Genomic DNA, 24,311 nt, shown 5'->3' with positions numbered 1-24,311 from the left:
AGTCCTATCTCACCGTATTGAGCAGCGTCTCGAGCATCTCGTCTATGATCTGCATCATCTTTGCGGATGCCGCATAGGAGCGTTCGAGTTCCAGCATCAGGGCGATTTCTTCGTCCTCGTTCACGCTGGTCACGTTTGAAAGGGCCTCGCCGGTGCGCATCATCAAAGCGCCCTTGGTCTCCGCGGCGCCGGCAGCGGTCTTGCGCGCGTCTTCCAGCCAGCTGATCGTGTTCGTGGCATAATCCTGCAGGCCCATGCTGGCCGTGGTTCCAGCCACGGTCACAAAGTCGACAGGAGCATCCAGCGCGTTGGTGAAGCGCAGGAGCAGCTCGTTGAAACTGGCGTGATCGTTCGGATTGAGGTCGAAGCTTGCGCCGTCGCGCAGAAGTTCAGGGTTGCCACCCTGCTGCGGATCGATCAGCGCGTTCAAGGTGATCATGCCGGCAAGGCCGGTTTCCAGCACGCCGTCGGCGGGCATGCCCGGCGCACCAGGCCATGTAAACAGGCCGGGCCGAATATCGGCCGGATTGCCTGGGTCCACCTCGGCGAACGCCTTGATGAGGCCGCGGGCGACCTCATCCAATTGTGCCTGCATGCCGGTGGCGTAGCCATCGCGCATCTGCATCATGGCCGCCAGCGAGCCGCCGGCGCTGGTGTTTGCGCCGTTGGCTGCGGCTATGCGCACGCCGTCGACATAGATGGCGTTACCGGACGTGGTAGGGCCGAATGCCGCCGTGCTCTCGAAAGCAACGTGGCGCGGTACGGTCTCGAACAAGGTCGTCCCGTCCGCGGTCACAATCATCAGATCGTTCGCGCTGCGCGAGATCGTGGAAATCGGCACATATTCGGCGATCTTCTTCAGGATCGCGTCGCGCGTGTCCAACTCGTTGAGCACATCGCGTCCGGCCTGAGTGCCCTTGACCACGGCATCGTTGACGGACTTGAAATCCGCCAAAAGCTTGTTGAGTTCGTTCACACCCGTCGAAATCTGGGCGTCCATGTCGGTGCGCAGGGACTGAACCGACTTGGTGCCTTCGGTGAGGCTGCCAAGTACCTGACGGGCCATCTCCACGGCATTTTCGGCCAGTGTCCGGTTCGAAGGGGTCGAAGAATAGAGCTGCAAGGCCTCCTGCAGCTTTGCGATCATCGTCGAGGGTGACGTGGCGTTTTCGACCCCGTTGACGGACATCGTGATGTGCTCAAGGCCGCTCACGATGACACCCTGGGCCTTGTAGCCCGAGAGTGCCGTCAGGTTCTGCTGGAAGAGCGCGGCGTCGGTGGCGCGCCGGATTTCGGCCACGCGGGCGCCCGGCGCAAGGCTGGAAAGCATTGCAGTGCGACGGGCATAGTCTGCGTTGTATACGTTCGCGATGTTGCGCGAGACAACGGTGGTCTGGCGCTGGGTATTCAGGAGCGAATTCTGCGCAATATTAAGTGCAGTCGAAAGTGACATCTTTCCCCTATTCCCTACCCAGCACCGTCACTCCTACCGCTTCAGGTTCACCAGAACGTCCATGAGATCGGAACCGGTCTGGAAGACCTTCGAATTCGCGGTGTAGTTGCGCTGCGACTCGATCATGCTCGTAAGCTCTTCGGCGATGTCGACGTTGGAGTTTTCGACCGCGCCGGAAAGTATGTCGCCCAGTCCGCCGCCACCTGCGAAGCCGATCTGGACGTTGCCGGACTCGAGTCCGGCAGAGAAGACGTTGCCCGGCTCGACCCTGAGCATGTCGGGGCTCTGTACCGTGGCCAGAGGCAGCTTGTAGAGCGGCGTGCGACCGCCATTTGCGTATTCGGCGTACATGACGCCATCCTTGCCGATGGTCACGCGCTCCACAGCGGAAGGCGCATTGCCGTTCATGTCGGCTTCGCCGCGCGAGTAGCCGGTGGCGAGGTTGGTCATCTTGGAAAGATCGAGTTCGATCGGCTGGCCGTTCAGCGCCGAAAGATCGATCGTGAGCGAGCTGATGCTGGATGCATCGAGCTTGCCGGTCGAGATGTCGAATTCGAGCGTGTCCGTTGCCAGTGCAGGGCCGCTGTATGGGAAAGATGATCCCGCGGTGCCGTCCGGCTGGTAGTAGACCGACATCTGCCATTCGCCGGTGGTCTGCTTGGCAAAGTAAATGTCGAGCAGGACCTCTTCACCGACATTGTTGTAGGCGACGAGCGAGGTCTTGACGACCGATCCGTCTTCCAGTGCTTCGTCGAGCCCGACCGGGTTGGCGGGGTTGGTCGACAGGTCGACACCGGCCCAGTCCGGAGCGGCATAAGGAAGGTTGGCGGCAAAGGTACCGAAAGTAGAGGGCGTTGCCTGCAATTCTTGGCCGGAAATCTGCACCGGCTCGAGGCCGGCAAAGCCGTTTGCAACGGTGCTCGGAATGCCGTTCTCGTAGTTGTAGCCCATGAGCTGGAAGCCGGCGGCATTGACGAGGCGGCCTTCACCGTCCGGTACGAACGAGCCGGCGCGCGTCAGGAAAGGCTGGCCGTTGCTGTTCTGGACGACGAAAAAGCCGTTTCCGTCAACAGCGAGATCCGTACCGGACGTGGTGTACTGGATGGGGCCGGCCTGTGAGATCGAATACCGCACCTGCGTGGCGACGCCGCCCGAGATATAGCTGGTGCCGGAATTCGGGATGATCATCGAGGAGAACTCGACGCTCGCCTTCTTGTAGCCATTGGTGCCGGAATTGGCGATGTTGTCGGCAACGGTGCCGAGCCGCGTTGATTGCGCCGCCATGCCGGACACGCCGGTGCGCATCATTCCATACAAGCTCATTCGGGATTCTCCTCAAGATTCAGGCCGCTGAGCCCGAAGGTAGCTGTCCTGTCTTGCGTGAAGCTGGCTTGTATGGAGGATGAGCGGGACAGGGGCGAGGCGATCTCGCCTGCTTCCGCGCACATCAGGTTACGAGCCGGTAGCCAAGGAACCGCTTGGAATCGATGGGGTCGTAGCCCAGCTTTTCACGCAGCTTCTTGCGCAGCTTGCTGATGTGGCTCTCGACCACGTTCTCCTCGACCTCTTCGTCGAAGATCCCGTAAATCGCGTTGAAGACCTGCGTCTTCGTCACGCGACGACCGGCATTGCTCGCGAGGAATTCCAGGATGCGCCGTTCGCGGCGAGGCAAAGGCAGCGGTTCGCCGTCGATTTCGGGATCGCGCCCGTCGATGAAGATGCGCATCGGCCCGAATTCCGAATAGGGCTTGTCCTCCTGCACACGGCGGCTGATGGCCGAGATGCGTGCGAGGATCTCCCTGATGTGAACCGGCTTGCGGATCACATCGTCCACACCGGACTCAAAGAGCCTCAAGGTGTTCTCGAGAGAGTGCTGATCGGAAAGCGCGATAACCGGCGCGGTTGTGCGATCCCTGATGCGGCGCGGCGACACGAGGTCGCTCGAGCATTCGCCGATCAGGAAGGCGCGAACTGCCTTCAGGTCGTCTTCCGCGGCTGTGGAAACCCACTCGCCGAATTCGTTCGAGCCGAAACCGGCGCTTGCAACGCCTTCCCGCTCAAAAAGTGAGTGATAACCGTCTTTTACGAGCTCGCGCTCGTCCACTATCACTATCATCGGCCCGCCCTCCGAATCAGTTGATCTAAGTTGTGGATAAAGGGTTAACCGGTGCGGGGAATCGCCGACAATGGCAATTTCTTATAGCTGGTTTTTTGGGAGTCAATTCGTGTGAGTCGGCAACGGGGTGGCAGGGCGCTTGTTGCACTCACTGGTTGCAGAATTCGTGCGCTGCCGATGTCCATTTTCCGAAGCCGGTGGCGACCATATTGGTGATGACGCGGCAGACATAGCGTTTCTGCGCCGGATCGTTGTCGGGTCCGGCATGATAGCGGGCGACGGCCATGGACCAGGTGTCGTGCCTCTGCTTGAGCTCGACCAGAAAGCGCGCCGCATAGTCGACGTTATGGCGCGGATCGAGCATCTGCTGCAGGCTGGCGAACTTCTCGCGATGGTAATGGTGATTGATCTGCATACAGCCAAGATCGATCAGCTTCGCGCCGCCGCGCCTCGCATTCTCGAATTCGCGAATGGCTTCCCGGAGTGAGCGCGGGAAGACTGCGCGCCCCTCGATGTTGAGGGCGTTGGGCTGCAGGCTGCCCTTGCGACCGGTCTCCGTAAGGCCCACGGCATAGAGGATGCCGGCCGGCACGCCATAGCGGTCAGAGGCGCGCAGGATTTCCGCTTCGCAGACATTGCCGGCAGCCAGGGCCGGCAAGCAGGCAATGCTAGATATAGCGGCCGCCGCCAGCGCGGTCAGCCATGGTCTCGCCTGCGCCATTGCGCGCTCCTCCGCCATCCCGTCCAGAAGCGCCCTGGTCGCCGCGCCCACGGGCATTCCGGTCAGCCTGCTGATCGGGTTGCATCTGGTCGTTTCGGCCGGAAGCGCCTTGCTGCGCAGATGACTGGCCGCTCTGTGGGCCCTGCTGGATGGTCACCTTGTCGATGTCGTATCCGATCGCGCGCAGCGCCTTGACGATGACCTCGCTATCATTGGCCAGGCGCTGGCGCGCATCATTCGACTCCACCTGTATTTCAATCGAGAGTTGCGATCCCGATGCGACGAGACGCGCTGTCACCATGCCCAGCTCGACTGGCTGAAGCTGGATACGAAGGGTATTGACTCCGCCCGGCGCCGAGGTGCCACGCGGGGCGGCAGAATTTGCGGGATCCTGGGCGGCCGCGCGCCACGTTCCTTCCGCCTCGGCTGCGGCAACAATACCTGCCGCCGTGGTGCTGAGGATAGGAGGCGCGGCCAGGGCCGGAGCGGGCGCCGCGGTGAAATTCAGTACATTCACCTTTGCCGAAACGGGATCTGCATTTGCTGCAGCCGGATTGGCCGCGGAACTGCGCGCGAACGAGCCTTCCTTCGCGCTGACGAATCCAGAGAAATCGCCGGAGACCGAAGTGGGAGCAGCCGGGGTGGTGGGCTTCTGTGCGCCCTCTTGCTGAATAGTCGCGGGCGGCTGTGTTGCCGCTGCTGGCTTTTCCGCAACAGCAGCGTTAACCGGCGCGTTGGCAGCGGTGCGCGTGCGCGCCGGCTGGCCGTCTGCGGGTGCTGCCGGAACGGCGGCGCGCTCGGCAGCCGAAACCTGCGCGGCTTGTGTCTTCGAGGTGCTTGGGGGTTCAGACTCAACTGCGGCGCGAGGCTGCGTATCGTTCCCGTCGGCGTCAGCAGCATTGGCGCCAAGCGCGATCGCCGGGTTCTTCGGCGCGCCCTGATCGCTCACGGTTTTTACACTGGCGGGCTCGGCCGTTTTGGCTGCTTGTTCACGGACCGTGGAGGCCTGTGGCGATGCGAACGCCGGTCCGGCATCCGTAGCGTCCGCCATGTTCAGATCGGTCGATGCGGATGCATCATCGGTTTCTGCGTTATCTTCACCATTCAGGTTGGGTTCTGCAGGCGCGCCATCGACGAGCGCTTCGGGGGCCGTTGCCGCAGACTGTTGCGGATCGGCGGATGCTTCTTGGTCGCCCAGGAAATCTCCGAATGCCGGTGTGTCCGAGGGTGCCTTGCCGTCGGCCGTCTTGTCGAGCCTGAACAGCGCCGTATAGCGGTCTATTTTCCAGTCCTGGCGTGTGTCCATCGGACCGTCATCCCCATTACCCTTCGTCGCCTTGCGCTCTGACGAACGGATCGTAAGGGCTTCGTCGAAACGCATGCCGTCGATCTCGCCGTTTTTGGCGCTGCGTTCGCCTTTCTGCTGCAGATTTGCGGGGCTGCCACCCAAGGTGATGTTGGGCATCATTGTTTCGTTTCCTCAAGCATCTTGTCGATCGCCTCCAGTCTGGAGCGCGTGGAGGCGACAAGCTCATCTGCTTCGTCAAGCGGTCGGTCTGGAGCCGCGGTTTCCTCGGTTGGATAATCTTCCAACCACAATGGCGCTGCTGCGTCTGTCTTGACCGGTGCTACAACTTCGGCGGCGACAGTGCGCGCTGCGGTGAGCAAGGCCCGATCGCGCGAAGAAAGCTGTGTCGAATCCAGCCCGTCCAGGCGCGACAGGACGTTCTCGACGGTGTCGGATGTCACAGACGAGATGCTGGAATAGAGTTCGGTGCGCGGATCGACTTCTTCCGGTGCGGTCTCCTCATCGCCTGTGCTGTGTCGGGTCGCGAATGCGAGGAGTTCGGCATCGCCGTCAATGGCCGCCTTGCGGGCAAGCCGCAGATAGACTGTGTGAGCTTGCTCGCGTGTCATCCAGTCGACCGTCTGCTCGATGCGACGCAGGTCGAGCTTGCCGCGATCCAGCGTTATCATGCCGCTGACGAAAGACTCCGCGAACTGGCTCGCGTAGGGTGAGCGCAGGAAGCGCCGCGCATACTGCTCTGAGGCCGACATGAACTTCTCGGCGTCGCCCGCGCCCGATGCCAGCGCGATGGTGCGCCTGAGTGCCGCTTCCTCTACGAGCGTTCCGGGTGCTGCCAGCCGTGCTTCGTCCAGCATCGCCATGCCTGCCGTCGCATCCTCGCCGGCCACGACCGAGCCCTTCACCAGCGCCAGGAAAGCGGCCAACTCCGGCGCATAGCGGTCCGGATCGATGCCGGCCATCGCGTCTCGGGCCTGGGCGACATTGCCAGTCAGATAGCCAAGCACGCCCGCGCCGGCGGCGCGGTCGGCGTCGTCGATTTCCATGCGCGACAGCAGATCGGCGATCGTCGACGGATTGCCGCCACTCATCGCGTAAATCATCATCGCCTGAAAGTTTCGGCGATCCTCGAACTCGTCGTTGCCGGCGTTGCGGAAGCGGGCGTCGACCATCTCGAGCAGTTTCTTCTGCATCGGCAGGGCGGCGTGATCGCCGCCGGCGATACGGTCCTGCACGAGCTGCAGGGAGCGCACCATCTGATAGGGCGCCAATCCGGCCGCTTCGGTCTGAGCCTGCGCCTGGCCGAGACCGAAGGCCGCAAGCGCCAAAACGCCGAGCGCCATGCCGCGCCGCGATGTCACCTCGGCACCTCGACGAAGATCTCGATACGGCGGTTCGCGTCGTCAAGCGGGTCGTCGGTGACCTTCAGCTTGCGGTCGGCGAAACCGGCGACCTCGCCTATGCGGTCTTCTGCCAGTCCGCCGCGAACGAGCATGTAATAGGCCGCATGGGCACGCGCGGTCGAAAGGCGCCAGTTGTCGTATTCCGCATTGCGGAAAGGCCTGCCATCGGTATGGCCGTTGATGCGGACCGTGCCTTCATGCTGGCTGAGGGTGCGGCCGATTTCTTCCATGGCGAGAACAAGCTGTCCCTGCGGCACGGCGGAGCCGATCTCGAACATGCCGTAGTTGAGTTCGTCCGTTACCGAAATGAGGATACCGTCCGCCTCTGCAACCACGGAAATGGTGCTGTTCAATTCCGACTCTCGCCCGAACGCGTCGGAGATTTCCTGCCGGATCTGTTCTGCGAGTTGCGTCGTTTCAGCCAGCGCGCCTTCCTCGTTCAGAAGTTGCTCGGGTTCGGCCGGTGCAACCGGCTGTTCCATGGCTTCCGCGGATGGCGCGGTCTCCGCGGCCGCTTCGGACGGTTCGACCGTGGCCACCGCAGCTTCACTCACTTTGGCCTGCTCACTCTCTTCGGCCGGCTGCGTCTGCTCGCCGGTCGTCCGGAATACGTCCAGCTCAGCCGCGTCCTCCGCCGTGGCGATCTCCTGAGACCAGAAGTCGGGCGCGAACGGATCGCGATAGGACTCGCCACCCTGTGCGCCGGTTGCCGGGCCGGAGATCTGCGCACCGCCGTCGCCCTTTGCCGACACGTTCTGCAATGTTGCGGTCTGCGCGGCTATTTCGGCGAGAACCGCATAGGGGTCGGAGAACAGATGCTGGTCCGACGTCTTGCGGTCGGCGGACTGGTCGATCGAATTGGCGTGCTCGCCCGGGCCGGACCGCTGGTCGCGCGAGCCGGCGGACTGGTCGGAGGATTCTTCCGTATCGTTGTTCGAGCTCTCCGGCGATGTCGAGCTTTCGCCGGGATCGTCCAGGCCCTTGCTGGCCGGGGCAGTGTCGACCAGCGTCATCGGGTTGAAGTAGCTGGCAATCGCGGCCTTGGTGTCCTCGTTCGTTGCATTGACGAGCCACATCACAAGGAAGAAGCACATCAAGGCGGTCATGAAATCGGCAAATGCGATCTTCCAGACGCCGCCGTGATGGCCTTCCTCGTGGTCGCCGCCGCCGCGGCGTACGATGATGATCTCGCGCTTGCCTTCCTCTGCGTCGAACGCACTCATGACAGGGCCTTCGAAAGGGCCGTCGACCATTCGGCGAGACGGGTTTCGAACACGCTGTCATCGATCGCGACCGAAATATCGAAGTCGGCCGTTTCGGTAAAATCGAGCTGATCGGCGTATTTCGGGAGCTTTTCCTTCAGCGCTTCATAAAGCGGAACGCTGCCACGCACGCGGATACGAACAGCTTCATCGTCGTCGAGTGCGTCGCGGATGACCGAGCCGAGGCGCTCGATGGAGCGCTCGCGGACGTCATCCGTCAGCACCACGCCCAGTATACGTGCGGTCACAGCGGTCGTCAGCTCGACGACGCGTGTTTCCATGCTTTCGATGCTTTTGAGAATGAGCTCGCTCGCTTCCTCGGCAAAGCGCTGCTGCAGCGCTGCGACTTCTTCGGCATGCTGGACGCGCTGGGTTTCCAGCGCCTCGGCATGTTGGCTTTCGAGACGCTCCGCCAAATCGGCTTCGGCGGCCGTAACCGCATCGGCCACCAATGCATCCGTGTCCACCGGGTCGAATGTCGGAAAGTCGGGAAGCGTCGGCAAAACGGCATCGGGAACGGCGAAGCTCGGCGCCGGCGTGAACACACCGGCGCTTTCGAGCGGCCGCGCGCCGAAATCCTTCAATGCTTTGGCCAGGGCACTGGAAGCCATCAGGCAGCGAGCTCCTGGCTGGTCCACTTACGCAGGATCAGTGCGGAACGTTCCTCGTTGAGATCGACCATCTGGGCCAGCCGGTCCTGCGGTGCCGGCTTTATCTTGAAGCGGATGTCGTCGGCCATGTGGTCGGGGAAGCTGTAGCCTTCACCGTTCTCACCACCCATCACGTCGGGAAGCTGCATGGAGTCGAGCGGATTGGGGAGCGAAAGCTGGATGTCGTCGAAGTTCATCGCGTCATCGCCCTGCTTCTTGGTGACCGCCGCCATCATCGGGCGCAGGCCGAACCACGATACAAGGAAGACAACCACGATGAAGGCCAGCGCGTTGACCATCGTTCCGGTGTGGCGGCCAGCCATTTCAAGCCAGCCGGGTGCTGCCATTTCCGTGCCGACCATGCTCTCGATGAATTCGACAGAAGATACGTTGATGCTGTCCCCGCGCGCCTCGTCGAACCCGGTCGCCGAAGCCACCACCTGGCGGATTTCTGCGATCCGCTGCTCCACGAGTTCCGGCGTCGCATTCTCGCCGAGCACGGCGGCGATACGTTCGCTGTTGACCACGACGGCGATCGACAGACGCTCGACCGTGTAGCCGTTGCTGACGGTCGCGACGCGCTTGGAGTTGAGCTCGTAGTTCGTCGTCTCTTCGCGCCGTTCGCGCTGCTCGGATGAGGCGGGACCTTCGCCGCCTTCGACGTTTTCTTCCGGCAGGTTCTGCTGGACGGTCGTCGGCGGTGCGGCCTGCCGCTGGCTGGCTTCGTCGTTGGCGCGCACCGACTGTATGGAGCGGGCGACCTGCGATTCCGGATCGAAGATGATCTCCTCGGTCTGGCGGCTGTCGGTGTTGATGTCGGCCTTGACGCTGGCGCGGAAGTTCTCATGGCCCAGATAGGGTGACAGCGCGCGGCGGATATTGTCCTCGATCTGCGTCTCGACAGTGCGCTCGACCGTCAGCGAGCGGGTGAAGCTGTTGTTGGCCGGGTCGTCTCCCGCGGCGAGCAGGTCGCCCGACGCGTCGAGTACCGTCACCTTGTCTGCATTGAGCCGCGGCACGGCAGCGGCGACCAGGTGGCGGATGGCCACGGCGGCCTTGATGCCGTCCTCGCGGGCGGCGCGGATCACGACCGAGGCGGTCGGAGCCTGCTCTTCGCGACGGAAGCTGGCGCGCTCGGGCATGACGATGTGCACGCGCGCCGACTTGATGCCGGCGATCGATTGGATGGTGCGTGCGATCTCGCCTTCCAGCGCTCGAACGCGGGTGATTTCCTGCATGAAGGAGGTGAGGCCGAAGGAGCCGACATTGTCGAAGAGCTCGTAACCGGCGTTGCTGCTCGTCGGCAGGCCGCGCTCGGCGAGCAGCATGCGCGCCTGGCCGGTGCTTCCGACCGGCACCATGACGCTCGTGCCTTCGCTCGATACGTCGTAGCGAATGCCTGCCTCGCCGAGTGCTATGCCGATCTGGCCGACATCGTTGCGGTCGAGTCCGACATAAAGCGTCTCGTAAGATGGTCGGTTCAGATAGATCGAGGCCGTCAATATGATGGCGATCACGGCCGCGCCGACACCGCCAAGCATGGCGAGGCGCTTCGGCCCGAAGCTGCGGAGATTGGCAATGAGGGTCTTGATTTGTTCAGGCACGGCTTCACGCTCCGGAAATGCGGCATTGGCAGAATAGGCAGCGAAGCTTGTGCGAAAATGAAATCGGGCCGCCAGCTTGGCGGCCCGTGGCATATTGAGGTTGTCGCGCGGCGTTTCGAGCGGGTCAGTCCATTGCCGAGCGTGCCAACGCGAGGACTGCGCCAAGCCCGGCGCCTGCGGCCAATGCCAGAATGAAAACGGCTGACAGGGACAGGCCGCGCGGTTTTACAGGCGCAAGCGCCGGCGAGATGACACGAGCGCTGGTGGTGTTCAGCCCCTGCTGCTCGTCAAGTTCGCGCGCACGCACCAGATAAGACTCATAGACCATCCGGCTTGCCTGCGCCTCGCGCTGGAGCTCCCGGAACTGCACCAGGGCCTGCTTGGTGCCCAGCGACTGGTTCTCGGACTGGTTGAGCATGGCGACAAGCTGCGCCTGGTTCTGCCGTGCGCGGTCCAGTTCCTGTTCGGCCGAAACCGCGATCCGGCGCAGTTCCGCATCGATCTGGCTACGCAGTGCCGCGACCTGTTCGCGCACGCGTATCAATTCCGGATGACGGCCCATCAATTCCCTGCTCAACGAACGCTCTTCGCGCAGCGCTGTGACGTAGGACGACCGCAGGCTGGCTATCGTGCTGGAAAGAAGGGCTTCCGGCAGGGACTCGATGCTCGCGCCGCGCTCGGTCATCCCGCGGATCTGCTGGTACTTTTCCTCCGCGCGCGAGGTCTCGACCTCAGCGCGGGTCAGTTCGGCCCGAAGCTGACGGACCTGCTGCTCGCTGACCAGCGCGCCGTCAGCATCGACGATGCGATTTTCGGCCCGGTAGTTCTCGACGGCCTCCTCGGCGGCTGCGAGATTAGCGCGCAGTTCATCCAGTCGGCTGAAGAGCGCATCGGATGCTTGTCTTGCCGTATCGCCGCGCTGTTCGATTTCCGAACTGACGTAAATTTCGGCGATGGCTGCGGCGAGGCGGGCAGATTTTTGCGGATCGCTTGTACGGACACTGATGTCGACGATGTAGCTTTCCGGTGCCCGCCACACGCTGACCGACTCCCACAGCGCACGCAGCGCCTGAATTTCCGGCGACTCGCCCGGCCCGGAACCACCAAGGCCGAGGGCATCTTTCAAACCGGAGAGCATTCCGCGACGCATGCCGAAATCGGGGTCAGTTGCCAGATTTTCCTGAACAACGACTTTGCGAAGCACGTTGTCGGAGATCATCACGCGCATCTGGCTTTCGACAACCGCGGTGTTGGCCTCGGCGGTTTGTGCGGGCGGCGTAACCTCGTTCTCGACGACACGCAGGCCGCGCGGATCGATCAATATGCGAGTGGAGGCGACGTAGGTGGACGGCAACAGTGCCGCGACCAATACCGCCCCGACCGCGAGCAGGATCATCGTGGTGACGATCAGGCGCAGGTTGTCGCGCAGCGTACCCACCAGCTTTCGCAGGTCGATAAATGCTGGGCCAGAGGCCTGTTGCGTGCCGCCGCCGCGATACGAGGTCATGTCCTCATAGTTCGCCAAAGTCATTTGCCGCATCCTTATCCTATGCCGGATTCCCCCGGCGTTGGAACAATTGTCCGCCTAAAGCCCCACAAACGCCCCGGCGAACTGCGCCATGGCTCGGGGGCCATGCGCCGGGTCGCGCCGGATCGAATGAAAAATCATCGCCAACCCCGCTCGGTAAGTGCCGAGGCGCACCGCGACCGACGCGAGGTAACTCAACATCGCCGCCTCGGTGCTGCGGCGAAAACCGGCCAGCCGCTTCGCATCGAGCCGCCTCGTTATCGTAGGGTCCGTGTAGACCGCTTCGATACCCGGCCTGACCGCATCGAAAGGCAGCAAGCGCGTATGCATTGTGCTGGTTTCGTGCACGCGGTAGCTCATGACGTAGAGGCCCGGCACGAAAAGAAACTCGGTGCGCGCCGCCGCCATGCACCAGAAGTGCCAGTCCTCGAGCTTGCGCAGGTTTTCGGCGAAGCCTCCGCAGGCATCGAATATCTCCCGCTTTACGATCTGGGCGCCGACCACCATGCAGTTCTTCTGCACGATGCTCTCCAGTACATCGCCCGTCGGCTTGCGGCGCATCGCCATGAAATGGCGGCGGTTGCCAGCGGAAGCGCCGTCCTGGCGAATCCGGTCGTAATCACCGTAAACGAGGCCGGCTTCGGGTTTCGTCGCAGCGGCTTCGATGAGTTGAGCCAGTGCGCGGGGGCGGGCGACGTCGTCGGCGTCGATGAAATAGAGCCATTCGCCTGACGTTTCTCGCACACCGATGTTGCGTGCTGCCGATACGCCGACGGAGGACTTCATGGTGATCACGCGGACGCGCGGGTCGCCAGAAGCCGCTGCCACCTCGCCGCTGCCGTCGGACGAGCCGTCGTCGACGACGATCACCTCGCGAACGCAATCGCCCTGCGCCAGAACGCTGGCAATGGTGTCGGCTATGAAGGGCGCGGCATTGTGCACGGGAATGACGACGCTGACCGATCCCGACCGTGCCGCCATCGCCACGGAGGACTTGTCCCGATTCAGGTTCTGCGCCGCCTGCCTGTCCACGAATTGAACTCCACACTGTTTCGAAACGACACATGGGATACCGTGCCGTGCTCGTTGTCCTGAGCTTTGCAAGTCATGGGCCAATAAGCGGTCAGGCGGGCGAGGCGGGGATGTTGTGGCCGGAGCGGGCAAACGGCACGCCGCTTGCTTTCGATGCTGTGACGGAACGCGGAAGGATCGTCTGGGCGGCTGATGCACCACAAGAACGGCATGCTCGTATTTCTGGGATCGAGGATCGCCTCGGCAAGCTTGAACCTGCTTGCCGTAGCGGTCTTCACGCGTCTTGGCGGCGTCGAGACATACGGCACATATCTGCTCGTGCTCGCGTGGTCGTTCATCCTCCACGGCACGATGACGTTCTGGATCGACGAAGCATTCTTCGCCCGTTTTCGTGAGACGGCGCGCGTTCGCTACATCTCGAGCGCGCTGGCTATGAAGCTGACGTCGCTCACCATTGTCGCAACGCCGATGGCATTCCTCATCTGGCAAGGCACGTTGACGCCGACTTTCGCGCTGGCGTTGTTCATGATGACGGCCGGGCTCGCCATCCATGAATTCGCGGTCACCGTGCCGCGCACGCGCATGACACCCGCCCTGTCGGCGACTGCTACGATTTTGCGGTCCATATTGACCGTGGCCCTGGGCAGTGCGGCCTTGACGCTTTTTGCCGACGAGGCGGTGGCGTTGCCGATTGCGGTCGCAAGCGCCTACCTTATCTCCGCGGTTCCCATGTTCATCACCTATCGGCGCGAGCTCTTTCGCGGCTTCCGGCGAGAGACTGTGATCGAGCTTCTGCGCTACGGCTGGCCGCTTATGCTGGCCGGCGGCACGTGGGCGCTTGCCCAGAACGTCGATCGCCTCGCGCTCGGTCATTTCTACGGCTCGGCCAGTATCGGCCCCTACGGAGCGATGGCCGATTTCCTCAAGCAGGGCTTCTTCGTATTCGGCGAAGTGGTCGCGCTTTCGCTGGTGACACTCGCCAAGCGGGCGGCATCGGAGGGGCGCCACGGCGATGTCAAGCGGGCGCTCAACGAGGCGATGCGTACCATCGCCGTCATAACCGTATTCGGGTCGGTTCTCGTGCTCGCATTGCAGGATACGATCATCGCGGTCTTCTTCGGCGCGCAATTCCATGCATCCGCCAAGGAACTGCTGCCCCTGCTGCTGGTCGCGAGCTCTATCCTTGTCTTCCGCACCTATTATTTCGGTCAGATCGTCTACTTCCTGCCGTCAGGACTGCTGCAGTTCTACGCTTCCGCGTTGCAACTCGCCGTCACAGTCATCCTTGTGGCGCTGCTGGTGCCCGAGATGCGCGAGCATGGTGCGGCCATCGCCCTGATTGCGGGCCAGTGCACAAGCTGTGCGGTGGTGATGTTCTGGCGCACCACATCATTCCGCATGCCGGTGCCGCTTCTGGACATCGTCTGGATCGCGACCGCGGGCTTTGCCGTTTGGCTTGCTCATCTCGCGCTGGCGAGCGTGATCCAGCAAGATCTCGTGCGTATTGTCACCGACCTGGTCCTGATCTCGGGCAGTGCGGGCATGGTGCTCTGGTACTACGACCTTTTTGCCGCGCGGCTGGTGGTGAGACATGTCCTCGCCTTCGCCCGCTGACATGAACATGCCCGAAATTACCCGGGCGCTTTGAACGGAGACGACGCGATGAACGCGAGACCGGTCATTCTCGCCGAGGGAGCCAATCACGATCTGCCGAGCCGGATCGACCGGGCGGCGGCGCTCTGGCTGCGGCGGCATCCGGTGCAGCTATCGCTTGACCGGCCTGTCGTAAGCTTCACCTTCGACGATGTGCCCGACAGCGCCATCATCAACGGCGCCCGCATCTTGGAGCAACAGGGATGTCGTGGCACGTTCTACCTGGCAGGTGGCCTCGCCGGCGGTACGTTCGGGCCATACAACTTTTTCGTGCCTTCCGATGTGCCCTATCTCCTCGACCGTGGCCACGAAGTCGGCTGCCACACCTTCTCGCACCCCGTGGTGCAGACGCTCGATGCACGCAGGCTTGCGGAGGAGTTCGACCGTAACAGGCAGTGGCTGACCGCCGTCGATCCACGCGCCGAGCCGGTCAGCTTCGCCTACCCTTACGGCGCCGTCGGCTTTTCGCAGAAGGCGCTGACGGCCCGGCGCTTTGCCAACAGCCGGGGTGTGCGGCATGGCCTCAACACAGGCAAAGCCGACCGCGCGCAGCTTCTCGCCGTCCAGCTCTACGATTGCAGGCTCGATGAAAAGGGCCTCGACGAAATCATCGGCGAGGCGGTTCGCAGCAATGCCTGGCTGGTGTTCTACACCCACGATGTGCAGGAGGGGCCGAGCGAGCATGGGTGCTCGCCGCGCCTGCTTTCACAGGCGGTCGAGCGGGTGTTGGCCGCTGGCTGCACGGTGGCGCCGATGCGGGAAGCCATGGCGATCGCCGGTGGTGCTGAAAAGCCGCATTAACGAATCCTTAAAGCATTTTGTTAAGCCGCCCTGCTGCGGAATCTTGACGCGAATCAATCGGATACATATCACTCTGCATGTAAGCGGGTTTGGGCGGGCGAAAGTGATTCGCGGATTGGCGCACTTCAGGGCGTCGGTTGTTTTCCGGGATTCCTGTGCCGACCTCAGGCTGTGACCGCTCTGCCAGGGCGTGTCGTGCGGGCCGTTTTCCTGCCGCTGAAATGAGTTTGTCCGTAACAGCGTTGTCTGGGCGGTCTCGCGATGTCGCGGGGCGTTAGCTGGATTCGCGCTTGCGTTTGCGAGTTTCCGACAATCACCGCGCCATGATGGCCGGCAACCCGACGGACCGATGACACAGGCCGCCCCGATTCAGACGACGCAGGACGCACCAGGACCGGTGACGTCGCGTGCGGGGCTTGCGCGGTTCATGCGACGCACCTGTAGCGAGATCTGCGCTGACCGCTACATGCTGGTCGAGCCGTCCGTGGAGCGGGGGCCGAAATCCGTCCGCATCATCACCTCAAACTGGATATTCGACGCGCTCGAAGATCTGGGCACGGAAGGCATCGCCGCCGTCATCGAGAGCGGCAATGCAACGGGTCCGGGCATGCAGCCGCGTGCCATCGTGACCGCCGAGGCCACGTTTCTTTCATCCGAGGAAAGGCGCGCCCTGCGAGACCACGGTCATGCCGAGCTCTATTGTCAGAAGCTCGACGCGGGCGGCACGCGCATCTTCGCCCTGTTTTCGGGGGAGATCCGACATGGCATCAATGCGGCAGCGCTGGCGCGTGCCCACATGGCCTGCTGCTACGCGCTCAACCAATTCTTCACGGCCACAGGCAGTCGCGCCTCCCGCGATCCGCTGTCCGAGCGCGAGCGCGAATGCCTCGCCTGGGTGTCTCAGGGAAAGACGACCGACGAGGTCGCGGTGATCCTCGGCGTGTCATCCAATACCGTGAACAGCTACGTTGCGCACGCGATCCAGAAATTTGGCGCCAGCAATCGCGCAATGGCGATCGCCACTGCAATCAGAAGCGGGATCATCTGATGGCTGCGGTCAGGGCTCGGGGGAGCACGAATGTTTGACGAAGAAAAGCTGACCGGCTGGAGCCTGCCGGCGGAATGGAGCCCGCAGCCCGTGACCGGCCTGCCGGAGGCCGTGCGCGTGTGTCGCAGGATCGCCGACACGATGAATGCCGAGAGCTTCAGCCTTCAGTTCCTGTCGCCCCAAGGCGAGAGCAGGCGTCTGGCGCCGGTTTTCGACAGCGATTTTCCCGGTGTTTCGTTTCTTTCCAAGGCCCTGTCGGCACGCGAAGCGGGCGCATTTGCGCGGCAGATCGCCCAGTCGACCGTGCCGCTGTGGTGGCGTCCCGCAGGGGCCCAGCCCTTTCCGAGTGCTGGCGCGCGCTGCTGGGCGGACGAGATTGAAAACCCGACAGAGTCCGATACTTGCGGGATTGCGTTTCCGGTTTCGCTGGAGCACGGGCGCAGCGGTGTGATCGCTTTCGCGGGCAACAGCATCGTGATCGACGAAGCCGGCTTATGCGACGTTCATGCGCGCTGTTTCGCGCTTTTCGGCGAGGTTGCCAAGCAGCGGCTCCAGGACTGCGCCAAGGCCCTGCCGGTATCCAAGCGCGAGATCGAATGCCTGCGGCTGACAGCCAGCGGAATGACCAGTGAGGACATTGCGTCTTCGCTCGGTCTGTCTGTGCATACGGCCAACCAATATCTCACCAATTCGACGCACAAGCTGAATGCCGTCAACCGCATTCATGCAGTTGCCAAGGCGCTTCGCAGCGGCCTGATCGACTGAAGCTATTTGCTCGCGACCGCCGGCTCGCTTTTGCGGATCCGGGCGCGTTCGAGTGCGGCTTCGAGAAACGCATTGTTCTCCAGCGGATCGGGCGAGGCGTTGTCGAACGAAACGTAGTTGACCTCGACCGACGCATGCTTGGCGGTCATCGTCAGCGCGAAATAGACGGTGACGCCCATGGGCCGCAATTCGAGGTCGAGGACAATGCGGGGAGCATGGCTCCAACTCGCGTGGGCCTCGCCGCCGTGGCCAAGTCGCACCGTGCCGGGCTCGAAGTAGAGTTCTGCGGCGGAATCGACGAGATCGGCCACGCTGGCGAACCGCTCAAGGCGGATATAGGCGATATAATCGCCCACATCGACAAGGCGCAGTTCGCTCACCACCTCCTTGATGGCGTTGGCCACGATTATCTCGCGGGTGGATGAATGTGGCTGGCGGTTCATGACGTCACCCTGCCTGCAGCGGGGGCTGCCTTGTTTGCGTATAGGACCCGAACGAGTTCGGCGACCGCCTGATAGAACTGAGGCGGAATCACACTATCCACTGAAACTTGATTGTACATGGAGCGGGCGAGCGTCACATCCTCGAAAATCGGGATTTCGTGTGCTTCCGCGATCTCCCTGATCTTCAACGCCACAAGATCCTGCCCCTTTGCAACGACGACGGGAGCGGGCGTTTCGTCCCGCACATAGCGCAGCGCGATCGAGAAGTGCGTGGGGTTCGCGATGACGAGCGTGGCCTTCGGAACGTCGGCCATCATGCGGCGGCGTGCGCGGTCGCGCTGCAGCGAGCGCAGCCGTGCGCGCATGATCGGATCGCCCTCAGCCTGCTTGATCTCGTCCTTGACCTCCTGCTTGGTCATGCGCAGGTCCTGCCGCCAGTGGAAACGTGTCCACAGCAGGTCGACCGCGGCGATGACGACCATGATGACGGTTATCGCCACCACGATCTCGATTGCGATTTCGCGGATGACCGCACCGAACGCTTCCGGCTGGGTGATCATGCCGGCCAGGAGCCTCGTCTGCGCGTCTCGCATCGTGAAGGCGAGCACCGCGCCGGCGAAGACGAGCTTGCCCAACGACTTGGCGAATTCCGCCAGTCCCTTCTGGCCGAACAGCCTGCTCCAGCCTTCCTTTGGTGAAACGCGCGAGAGCTTGGGCTGGATACGTTCGCCCACGAAGCGCGGCACGTTCTGGAAAACGATGCCGCGATGCCGGCTCCCACCAGCAACGCCATCAGGCTTGCCAGCAGCTTGGCGATTTCCAGGAATACCTGGCGGTACAGCAGCACTGCATCGTGTTCGGTGGCCAGTGACCAGCTCTCGGGACGCTCGAGGAACATCGACAGGAAACCGGCAAGCTCGATCGCGCCCGACTGTGCGATGAAGATCAGGAAGACCAGGATTGCCAGGAACGAGCCGACAACGGGCACCTCCTTGGCGAAGGGCAATTGTCCCTTCTCGACCGCATCACGGATTTTCTTTTCCGTGGCTTCTTCTGTTTTGCTTTCCTTGTCCGCCTGTTCGGCCATCAAGCAACCCGTTCAGCAGAGGACGAAGAGGTCAGGCGGCGCTCTGCATTGCAGGGAGTTCGAGCGCGCCGGTCGCCGCGAGACCGATCGCCGTTGCAGCAATGCGCTTGCGCGCCTTTGCAATCTCCGCCGGGGTTGCAGCATCGGATTCGATCGTCAGTTCCGATTCGATCATGCGGCGCGAGCGGGCGCCGATCGCCGACAGAACGGCTTCGGCCAGGTCCTGCGGCGCGCCGCGAAGCGCCATGGTGACGAGTTCGGTCGAGATGCCGTCAAACAGGGTAACGCGGGCCTTCTGGTCGAGCGTGACGACGTCGTCGAAGGTGAAGAGCCTTGCCTTGACAGCCTCGATTCCTTCGACGCCGCTCTCTTCGAGGTCCGAAACAAGCTCGTCGAGTATGGTCTTGTCGAGTTCGTTCAGCAGGCTGGCAACGCGGGTCTGGCCGGCCGACACGTCCTTGCCGGTCGAATCGGCGGCAATGCGGATGCGAAGCTGGTTTTCGACGAGCTGCTTGGCGGCAGGCTGGACGGTGGTCATCGACAGCATCCGGCGAAGCACCTCGCGTCGCGTCGATTTCTCGAAGGTGAGAAGCGCGTTTGCGGCAGGCTGGGACTCCAGATTGGAGAACACCATCGCGATCGTCTGCGGGTGCTCGCCTTCAAGCAGCGCGCCAAGCCGTTCCGCCGGCATTTCTGCAAGGTCAGGCCAGATCGGCGGCGCCTCGTCGCTCATAAGCGACGGCTTGCCCCAGCCCATCAGCGCGCTGATTTCCTCAGGCGACAGCGATTCGTTGAGGATGGTGTCCATCTGGTCGCCGGAATCGAGCAGGCCGGCACCTTCGGTAAATTCTTCCTCGAACTCGGCAACGATGTTCTCAAGCTCGCTCTGCGGAATTGTGCGGAGCATGCGGGCTGCGTCGATGAGCGCCTTCAGTTCCTCATGCTTGAAAAAACGCAGAAGCCGGCCAGCCGATGGCTTGCCCATGGCCACCATGATGGCGGCGGCTTTCTGAGCCTTCGTCAGCTTGCCTTCCAGGCTCATTCCGACACTGTCCCCGATTCGCAACCCGAGTTTATAACGGCTTAGCCGGGCTTGGCAGTATCAATGATCTGCGTGAGCTTGATGCCGAAACGTGAAGGGTCGTTTTCCAGGACGGTGATCTCACCGCTGGCTATCTTGCGACCGTTGACGACAACGTCGACCGGCTCGCCGATACGGCGGTCAAGCGCCACGGTAGAGCCCTTTTGAAGCGCCATCAGCTCCGAAACCGGCATTTCGGCGCTACCCAGCACGATTTGAACGTCCACAGGGATGTTCATGATGATGTTGGTATTCCCGCTCTGGCTGGGCGCGCGCTCGCTGCGCGCCGGGGCCGCGGGCGCTGCTTCATCGTCGGACAGGTCCGACATTTCCACAGTTTCCTCATCGTGGAGGACGCCGCGCAGCTCCTCGATGGCCTTGTTCAGCTCTTCTTCCTGGCGATCCTCGCCGAAGCCGGCAGTCTCGTCGGGATTACCAAGCGTGCCGAGCTTGTCGAAATCGGGGATGGATGTGTTCATGTTCGTCTCCTTGAAGGCTTGTTTCGGCAACCGATCCCGCGGCTCAGCGCGGCACAAGCCCGGCGATGAATTCCTTGCCCGCGTCGTAGGGCTCTATGATCTGAACCGTGAAGTTCTGGCCGATCTTGCCGAACTCGCAGGTGAAAAGCGTCTTGCGGCGCGCCGACAGCCGTGCGCTTGTCGGTGCGGTCTCCGGCATTTCCAGCACCTGGCCAACAAACAGCTCTGACAATTCGCCAAGCGTCATGCGCGACAACGGGATGGTCGCTTCAACCCGGACGCCCGAACGCATCACCTCCTCGCTGAAGCGTGCGCTCCATTCCGCTTCCTGCTCCTGCGGCAGGTCCGCGCCGGCGTCGCCCCGGTGCAGGAGCAACACGCGCTGCGGCATCATCACCGTGAAGCGTCCCTCGCCGGACGGCGTGATGAGCGTGAAGGCGATGCGGACGGCGGGGCCGTCGCGGATCACAAGCTTTTTCAGGTCCTTGCCGGAAATGGCGGACGGCATCGGGAACTTTATCGAAAGCGCGCGCACGCCCGACCCGTTGAGTGCCTTCGCTGTTGCCTCGAAGACCACCGAGGCGAGTTCGAGCTCGATCGAGGTCAGGGCGCGATCGATAGGGGTGACCGGCATATCGGGATCGCCACCGAAAAGCGCGCTTACCAGAAGGGCGATAGCGCCGGCATCGGCGATCAGCATCAGCGCATCCGGAGAGGTCGCGGACGCCGCGACGACCAGCGCGTCGTTTTCGACGTCTGCACGGCGCGCTTCTGCCATGCGGCTCAAGGCAACCGACTCGACTTCGATCTCAATCGGGTAGGAGACCTGTTCGTTGAGGCTCTGGCGAATTGCGGGCAGGGCCCGCAGGCCCAAAGCGCGTGCCGCCTTGATGATGTGGTCCGGCTCTCCCGTGTCGCCGATCAGGCGTTCGACGATGGGATTACGAGCTGTCGCGACGTCGTTCACGCTACCGCCTCTAAGCTGCGTTTCTGGCCGCGTCGGCGGCGTGCAGGGTGCTTTGCTCGACCGCGTCGATCGACGGGCGGTCGTAAGCCGAGATGGTCTTGCGACCGAACTCGAGGGCGACCTGCGGCAGCGAACCGTTCATGTATGCAAGCAGGGTCTGCTTCACGATGACATACAGCCTGTTCTTCTTGTCGCGTACGATCTTCACTTTCTGGGCGATCGGCGCAACCACCGCGTAGTTGAGGAAGATGCCGAGGAACGTGCCGACAAGAGCGGCGCCGACGAGGCCGCCGAGGATTTCCGGCGATTGGTCGATGGCGCCCATGGCCTTGATCACGCCCAGAACGGCCGCGCAGATGCCCAGCGCGGGGAATGCGTCGGCCAGCACCACCAGCGCATGATAGGACTTCAGCTTGTCATGTTTGATGGTGTGGATTTCTTCGTCCATCAGCGCCTCGACCTCGAATGGACGGGCGTTGCCGATGATGATGATGCGACAGTAGTCGCAGATGAAGTTGGTCAGGTCGCGGTTCGAAAGCACGCGCGGAAATGCCTGGAAAACCGAGGATTCGTCAGGATTGTCGATATGCGCTTCGACTTCGTTGCGCGACTTCGTACGCAATTCACGCATCAGGCTATGCAGTACGCCGAGCGTCTCCAGATAGTCCTGCTCGGTCGGCACCTGATGGCGAAAGGCTTCCATGATCGCCTTGCCGGAGTCCTTTACGGTTGAAACCGGGTTGGCGATCAGAAAAGCGCCGACACCGGCGCCGCCGATGATGACCAGTTCCCAAGGCTGCATGAGCACGTCGAGATGCCCGCCCATGGCCATGTAGCCGCCAAGGACGCAGCCGAAGATCACCACAAAACCGATCAGAATGCCCACGGGGTCCACCTCTACATGCGCGCTGTCATTCTGCTGCCTATCGTGCCGGGCTTGCGCGAAGCTTGAATGGGGGCAGGTGCATCGCATGCAACCGGTGCCGTTCAGCTTCGCGCAAGCATTTTGTGGGTATCTACTGACCGACCATCCGGTGGAATGGAGGCGTGCGTGCTCAATACGTATATGAGTTACAACCTGATTACCCGTGATCTCGACAAGTCGCTTGAGCGCGTCGAGAAGCAACCGGTGGTGCAAAGAGATACCGAATATTACCTCGCCAATATCGGCAAGGTTCGTTCGATCAAGGAATTCGTCGATAATCCTCGGCTCTTCAATTACGCCATGAAGGCTCATGGCCTTGAAGACATGACCTATGCCAAGGCTTTCATGGTCAAGGCGCTGGAAGAGGGCATCACGGACCCGGAAAGCTTCGCCAACAAGCTGATCGACAAGCGCTACGCCGAGTTCGTCAAGAGCTTCAATTTTGCAGCCTATGGCGAATTCGCGACGACCTACACGCTGGCCCAGCACCCGGTGATCGATCTCTATCTGGGCATGCACACGCCCTCCGAAGGTCAGCCGTCCGAATTCCACGTTCAGGAAAGCGCCAACTACGCCCAGAACATCGGCAGCGTGAAATCGATCGATCAGTTCCTGCACAAGGATAACGAACGGCTGCTGACCTACGCCTTGTCCGCCTTCGACCTCGAAGATGCCCTGGATGACAAGGCGTTGGTACGCAAGATGCTGGAAGGCGGCGTGGCTGATCCGAACAGCCCGGCAAACAAGGACGAGAACGAGCAGTGGGCGAAATTTGTCGCTACGTTCGATTTCGTGCGGCTGGGCGAGCACGCGACGACCAACAACGCCGCGCTGCAGCCGTCGGTCGACAAGTTCCTCCGCCAGAAGCTGGAAGAGGATGCCGGTGTCCAGAACGAAGGCGTTCGGCTTGCACTCTATTTCGAGCGCAAGGCAGGCGAGATCACAAACGCCTATCAGATCCTGGGCGACAAGGCGCTCGGCACGGTGGTGCGGACGCTGCTCGGGCTGCCCGACTCGGTCGCCCAGCTCGACGTGGACAAGCAGGCGAAGCTCATCGAGTCGAAACTCGATCTCAAGGATCTTCAGGACCCCGAAAAGCTCGGCAAGCTCATGGAGCGCTTCGCGACGATGTGGGAAATCAACAATCCGACCACGTCGCCTGAGTCCATGCTTGTCAGTCTGTTCCAGCCGATGGAGTTCGGCATCTCGATGGACACCATGATGGCGATCGCCAAGATGCAACGATAGGAAACGAACCTTGCAATCCGGAATCTACGTCGCCCTGTCCTCGCAGATCGCGCTGGACAAACGTCTCACAACCATTGCCGACAACGTTGCCAATGCGAGCACGGTCGGCTTTCGCGCCACCGGTGTGAAGTTCGAGGACTTGGTCAGCGGGCTGGGGTCGCAATCCGTTTCGTTCGTTTCTTCCGGCGACACCTATCTGTCGGAGCAGGCTGGCGGTATTCGCGAGACCGGAAATCCGCTCGACTTCATCATTCAGGGCGACGCGTGGTTCGGCATCGAGACGCCGCAGGGCCCGGTCATGACTCGTGATGGTCGCTTCACGATGCTCGATACGGGGGAACTCGTCACGCTCGAAGGCTACCGCGTGCTTGACGCTGGCGGTGCGCCGATCCAGCTCAATCCGCAGGGAGGTCCTCCGGAGGCAGGGGCCGATGGCTCACTGCGCCAGAACGGTGTTCAGATCGGTGCGATCGGTCTCTTTGATTTCCAGCCCGGTATCAATTTCCAGCGCTTTGGAAACTCCGGTATCGTGCCGTTCGGTCCGCCCGAACCCATCGTCGACCGTATGGACATCGGCGTTGCCCAAGGTTTCGTCGAGGATTCGAACGTGAACCCGGTGCAGGAGATTACCCGCCTGATTCAGGTTCAGCGCGCGTTCGAGCAGACGTCGGCCCTGATCCGCGACAGCGAGAATGCGCTCGATCAGGCGATCTCGACGCTTGGACCGAACAGGTAGGTT

Annotated in this window: 22 protein-coding genes and 1 pseudogene; 6 read left to right on the top strand and 17 right to left on the bottom strand. The window is 62.2% G+C overall.

Annotated features, from left to right (window positions below):
• Positions 1 to 4: 4 nt before the first annotated feature.
• From flgK to ACVJNE_RS03045, 11 genes are all read right to left on the bottom strand, one after another.
• Positions 5 to 1,453: a flagellar hook-associated protein FlgK gene (flgK, locus tag ACVJNE_RS03095; RefSeq protein ID WP_499562846.1), complete on the bottom strand. Its 1,449-nt coding sequence runs from the start codon at positions 1,451 to 1,453 to the stop codon at positions 5 to 7.
• Positions 1,454 to 1,486: 33 nt separating this feature from the next.
• On the bottom strand, positions 1,487 to 2,776 hold the full coding sequence (locus ACVJNE_RS03090; RefSeq protein WP_499562844.1) for a flagellar hook protein FlgE: 1,290 nt from the start codon (positions 2,774 to 2,776) through the stop codon (positions 1,487 to 1,489).
• Positions 2,777 to 2,900: 124 nt separating this feature from the next.
• Positions 2,901 to 3,569, bottom strand: a complete 669-nt coding sequence (locus tag ACVJNE_RS03085; protein ID WP_173193166.1) for a response regulator transcription factor — start codon at positions 3,567 to 3,569, stop codon at positions 2,901 to 2,903.
• A 148-nt stretch (positions 3,570 to 3,717) separates the two neighbouring features.
• Positions 3,718 to 4,290 (bottom strand): transglycosylase SLT domain-containing protein, encoded by a 573-nt coding sequence (locus ACVJNE_RS03080; protein WP_499562842.1) that lies wholly within the window; start codon positions 4,288 to 4,290, stop codon positions 3,718 to 3,720.
• On the bottom strand, positions 4,238 to 5,758 hold the full coding sequence (fliK, locus tag ACVJNE_RS03075; protein ID WP_499562840.1) for a flagellar hook-length control protein FliK: 1,521 nt from the start codon (positions 5,756 to 5,758) through the stop codon (positions 4,238 to 4,240). The genes ACVJNE_RS03080 and fliK overlap by 53 nt, the downstream gene beginning before the upstream one ends.
• Entirely contained in the window at positions 5,755 to 6,957 is a 1,203-nt protein-coding gene (locus ACVJNE_RS03070; RefSeq protein ID WP_499562838.1) for a MotC family chemotaxis protein, read from the bottom strand. The genes fliK and ACVJNE_RS03070 overlap by 4 nt, the downstream gene beginning before the upstream one ends.
• Positions 6,954 to 8,222 (bottom strand): MotB family protein, encoded by a 1,269-nt coding sequence (locus ACVJNE_RS03065; protein WP_499562836.1) that lies wholly within the window; start codon positions 8,220 to 8,222, stop codon positions 6,954 to 6,956. Before ACVJNE_RS03065 ends, ACVJNE_RS03070 begins: the two co-directional genes overlap by 4 nt.
• On the bottom strand, positions 8,219 to 8,872 hold the full coding sequence (locus tag ACVJNE_RS03060; protein ID WP_499562834.1) for a hypothetical protein: 654 nt from the start codon (positions 8,870 to 8,872) through the stop codon (positions 8,219 to 8,221). The genes ACVJNE_RS03065 and ACVJNE_RS03060 overlap by 4 nt, the downstream gene beginning before the upstream one ends.
• A complete protein-coding gene (gene fliF / locus ACVJNE_RS03055) occupies positions 8,872 to 10,515 on the bottom strand; it encodes a flagellar basal-body MS-ring/collar protein FliF (RefSeq protein ID WP_444726295.1) in 1,644 nt (547 codons plus the stop codon). The genes ACVJNE_RS03060 and fliF overlap by 1 nt, the downstream gene beginning before the upstream one ends.
• A 124-nt stretch (positions 10,516 to 10,639) precedes the next feature.
• Positions 10,640 to 12,022, bottom strand: coding sequence for a GumC family protein (locus ACVJNE_RS03050; RefSeq protein ID WP_499563204.1), 1,383 nt, complete (start codon positions 12,020 to 12,022; stop codon positions 10,640 to 10,642).
• Between the two features lie 78 nt (positions 12,023 to 12,100).
• The gene (locus ACVJNE_RS03045) at positions 12,101 to 13,075 is read right to left on the bottom strand and encodes a glycosyltransferase family 2 protein (protein ID WP_499562832.1); all 975 of its coding nucleotides are present in this window, start codon (positions 13,073 to 13,075) and stop codon (positions 12,101 to 12,103) included.
• Positions 13,076 to 13,285: 210 nt separating this feature from the next.
• Here ACVJNE_RS03045 and ACVJNE_RS03040 point away from each other — a divergent pair, with 210 nt between their 5' ends.
• The 4 genes from ACVJNE_RS03040 (at position 13,286) to ACVJNE_RS03025 (ending at position 17,342) form a co-directional block, all read left to right on the top strand.
• Entirely contained in the window at positions 13,286 to 14,689 is a 1,404-nt protein-coding gene (locus ACVJNE_RS03040; protein ID WP_499562830.1) for an oligosaccharide flippase family protein, read from the top strand.
• A 48-nt stretch (positions 14,690 to 14,737) separates the two neighbouring features.
• Positions 14,738 to 15,529, top strand: a complete 792-nt coding sequence (locus ACVJNE_RS03035; protein WP_499562829.1) for a polysaccharide deacetylase family protein — start codon at positions 14,738 to 14,740, stop codon at positions 15,527 to 15,529.
• 349 nt (positions 15,530 to 15,878) lie between these two features.
• On the top strand, positions 15,879 to 16,577 hold the full coding sequence (locus ACVJNE_RS03030) for a helix-turn-helix transcriptional regulator (RefSeq protein WP_499562827.1): 699 nt from the start codon (positions 15,879 to 15,881) through the stop codon (positions 16,575 to 16,577).
• Positions 16,578 to 16,607: 30 nt separating this feature from the next.
• Entirely contained in the window at positions 16,608 to 17,342 is a 735-nt protein-coding gene (locus ACVJNE_RS03025) for a helix-turn-helix transcriptional regulator (protein ID WP_499562825.1), read from the top strand.
• Positions 17,343 to 17,344: 2 nt separating this feature from the next.
• On the opposite strand, the gene ACVJNE_RS03020 is transcribed toward ACVJNE_RS03025, so the two are convergent.
• The 6 genes and pseudogenes from ACVJNE_RS03020 to motA all read right to left on the bottom strand — a co-directional run bounded on the left by ACVJNE_RS03020 (position 17,345) and on the right by motA (position 22,285).
• Complete coding sequence (locus tag ACVJNE_RS03020) at positions 17,345 to 17,785, bottom strand: BspJ family T4SS effector nucleomodulin (RefSeq protein WP_173193144.1); 441 nt, start codon at positions 17,783 to 17,785, stop codon at positions 17,345 to 17,347.
• Positions 17,782 to 18,872: pseudogene (flhB, locus tag ACVJNE_RS03015) on the bottom strand (flagellar biosynthesis protein FlhB). The gene ACVJNE_RS03020 and the pseudogene flhB overlap by 4 nt, the downstream one beginning before the upstream one ends.
• Positions 18,873 to 18,903: 31 nt before the next feature.
• A complete protein-coding gene (locus ACVJNE_RS03010) occupies positions 18,904 to 19,914 on the bottom strand; it encodes a flagellar motor switch protein FliG (protein ID WP_499562823.1) in 1,011 nt (336 codons plus the stop codon).
• A 41-nt stretch (positions 19,915 to 19,955) separates the two neighbouring features.
• A complete protein-coding gene (gene fliN, locus ACVJNE_RS03005; protein WP_379014865.1) occupies positions 19,956 to 20,432 on the bottom strand; it encodes a flagellar motor switch protein FliN in 477 nt (158 codons plus the stop codon).
• Positions 20,433 to 20,475: 43 nt separating this feature from the next.
• Positions 20,476 to 21,399: a FliM/FliN family flagellar motor switch protein gene (locus ACVJNE_RS03000; RefSeq protein WP_173193136.1), complete on the bottom strand. Its 924-nt coding sequence runs from the start codon at positions 21,397 to 21,399 to the stop codon at positions 20,476 to 20,478.
• A gap of 10 nt (positions 21,400 to 21,409) precedes the next feature.
• Positions 21,410 to 22,285 (bottom strand): flagellar motor stator protein MotA, encoded by an 876-nt coding sequence (gene motA / locus ACVJNE_RS02995; RefSeq protein WP_368804831.1) that lies wholly within the window; start codon positions 22,283 to 22,285, stop codon positions 21,410 to 21,412.
• A 165-nt stretch (positions 22,286 to 22,450) separates the two neighbouring features.
• Between motA and ACVJNE_RS02990 the strand changes: the two genes are divergently transcribed.
• Both ACVJNE_RS02990 and flgF read left to right on the top strand, forming a co-directional pair.
• Positions 22,451 to 23,572, top strand: coding sequence for a DUF1217 domain-containing protein (locus ACVJNE_RS02990; protein ID WP_499562820.1), 1,122 nt, complete (start codon positions 22,451 to 22,453; stop codon positions 23,570 to 23,572).
• A 10-nt stretch (positions 23,573 to 23,582) separates the two neighbouring features.
• Complete coding sequence (gene flgF, locus ACVJNE_RS02985) at positions 23,583 to 24,308, top strand: flagellar basal-body rod protein FlgF (RefSeq protein WP_368804829.1); 726 nt, start codon at positions 23,583 to 23,585, stop codon at positions 24,306 to 24,308.
• Positions 24,309 to 24,311 lie beyond the last annotated feature (3 nt).

The sequence above is a fragment of the Mesorhizobium sp. DxT genome, from assembly GCF_058448885.1.
Note: the sequence above shows the minus strand (reverse complement) of the source record. Positions and strands in the feature narration are given on the sequence as shown.